Below are 1,235 nucleotides of genomic sequence, written 5' to 3'. Positions count from 1 at the left end.
GTCGAGCTGGATATCAAGGTGGCGGTCTTCGACCCGGTACTTTTCGTTTTTCTGAATCGCTCCCGTAACCGAGTGAAAATCCTCTATTGGGAACGCAACGGCTTCTGTCTTTGGCTCAAGCGCCTGGAATCCGAGCGCTTCAAAACCTCTCCCGACGCCACCAACGAAGCCATCGTATTGAGCGTCCAGGAACTGAACTGGTTGCTCGACGGTTTTGACCTGTGGCGCAACCGCCCCCACCAAGTTTTGACGCCACGATTCGTAGCTTGATTGGGTATAATCCGGGCCATGATTTCCATGCCCGACAACCTCCCCGATGACCTGGCTGCCCTCAAGCAATTACTTGCTCAGATGCAGTCGAAGGTCGTTCTTCTTGAAGAAGAGAATGCGCTACTTCGCCAGCGTTTGTTTGGGCGTAAGTCCGAACAAACCGCTGATCCGGCGACACCGCAACTGCCGTTATTCAATGAAGCCGAAAGTATCGATACGTCCGCACCTGTTGAAGCGGAAGAAGAAGTTGTCACCCCCACCAAACGCCGGGGCAAACGCAAACCCCTGCCGGCTGACTTGCCACGCATCGACGTTATCCACGATCTCCCCGAGCATGAACTGACCTGCATTTGCGGCTGCCGCAAACATGCCATCGGCGAAGAAACCAGTGAACAGCTGGAGATCGTGCCGATGCAGATCCGGGTGATCAGACATATCCGCAAGGTCTACGGTTGCCGTGGTTGTGAAACAGCACCGGTCACTGCCGACAAACCCGCGCAATTGATCGAAAAAAGCATGGCCAGCCCCAGCGTGCTGGCCATGTTGCTCACCACCAAGTATGTCGATGGCCTGCCGTTGCACCGCTTCGAAAAAGTTCTCGCTCGCCACGGTGTCGATATCCCGCGTCAAACCCTGGCCCGCTGGGTGATCCAGTGCTGCGAACACTTCCAACCGCTGCTGAATCTGATGCGTGATCGGTTGCTGGAAAGTCCGGTGATTCATTGCGATGAAACGCGAGTGCAGGTACTCAAAGAGCCGGATCGAGATCCGACCAGCCAATCCTGGATGTGGGTACAAGCCAGCGGCCCGCCGGAACGCCCGGTGATCCTTTTTGATTACACCACCAGCCGAGCGCAGGAGGTGCCGTTGCGGCTGCTCGCCGATTATCGTGGCTATCTGATGACCGACGATTACGCAGGTTATAACGCTGTGGGAACGCAGCCGGGTGTTGAGCGTTTGGCCTG

At 56.3% G+C, this 1,235-nt stretch carries 2 protein-coding genes; both read left to right on the top strand.

From position 1 onward, the window contains the following. A partial coding sequence (tnpB, locus tag AACY31_RS28730) for an IS66 family insertion sequence element accessory protein TnpB (protein WP_339505655.1) occupies positions 1 to 270 on the top strand: 270 nt, incomplete at its 5' end. Positions 271 to 288: 18 nt separating this feature from the next. Beyond that, on the top strand, positions 289 to 1,235 hold a 947-nt coding region (gene tnpC, locus AACY31_RS28725; RefSeq protein ID WP_339505653.1), incomplete at its 3' end, for an IS66 family transposase.

Source organism: Pseudomonas sp. RL_105y_Pfl2_101, assembly GCF_963970585.1.
In the GTDB taxonomy this organism is placed as follows: domain Bacteria; phylum Pseudomonadota; class Gammaproteobacteria; order Pseudomonadales; family Pseudomonadaceae; genus Aquipseudomonas.
This window is presented reverse-complemented; position numbering and strand designations above follow the sequence as displayed.